This is a genomic window from Xenorhabdus beddingii (assembly GCF_002127545.1).
Classification (GTDB): domain Bacteria; phylum Pseudomonadota; class Gammaproteobacteria; order Enterobacterales; family Enterobacteriaceae; genus Xenorhabdus; species Xenorhabdus beddingii.
The window spans coordinates 1-821 of the sequence record NZ_MUBK01000137.1 but is presented as its reverse complement, the minus strand read 5'-3'; the positions used below and the strand labels follow the sequence as shown (position 1 = coordinate 821).

The window sequence follows — 821 nt, the reverse complement described above, 5'->3', positions numbered from 1 at the left end:
GACAACCACAGAATCGGTCGTGATAGCGTCATCAACGGTCTGGCAGCGGAGGTAATCGATATTGGCGACATACAGGATCGCCGCTTCCTTGCCATCCACAGAGGCATGGAATTTGCCTTTCTCAAAATACCCAATCGTGCCGGGCAGTGTATCCACCGCCACCGCACCTTCTCGGTTCAGCATGGGATTGATAAACACACCACCCGCATGAATTACACGTTTTCCGTTTGTAGCCATTTTCTTACTCCGGCATAGAGGTGAATGATTCAGAAGAGTTGTTGCCTGTAAATGATGAGTTCAACCCTGTCGAGGTCTGGCATTGCGCATAGAAGCCATCGAGTGCGGCACCATCCAAGGCGTTAACCGCTGTATCGTCCAGACCGAACTTGGCTTTCACTGCAGCGCGTTTGTCGGACTTCTCTTTGTCTGCGTTTGCCGTTAGCCCTGACTCAAGGGAAGTGAGTTTCTCCGCGAACGGCTTAAACCAATCTGGCGCTTGAGAGGAGTTGTTAGCTGTCTCCTTGGGTTTTTCCTCTTCTTTCTTGTCTTGGTCTTCCTTGCTCTTTTTCTCTTCCTTTTTAAGTTCGTTGTATGCAGTGAGTAGCTCCTCGTCGGATTTGCCGTCTGTTTCTTTGTTCGCCGCTTTCAGGGCGTTGATAATCATGTCTTTCATCGGATCGTGTTCCTGATTGGTTTTAACTTCTTCGTATTCAGTTGGCTTACGCACAACCTCAATGGGTTCCCCGACGAGTTCGGCGGTGCCGTCATCGTTCATGAGATATTTTTGGCGGTAGGTTTTACCGGAGCGGTAGTAAATGAAT

At 49.3% G+C, this 821-nt stretch carries 2 pseudogenes; both read right to left on the bottom strand.

From position 1 onward, the window contains the following. Positions 1-237 (bottom strand): annotated as a pseudogene (locus Xbed_RS18890) (hypothetical protein); the annotation flags it as partial. A 4-nt stretch (positions 238-241) separates the two neighbouring features. Continuing rightward, positions 242-821, bottom strand: a pseudogene (locus tag Xbed_RS18885) (DUF2213 domain-containing protein); the annotation flags it as partial.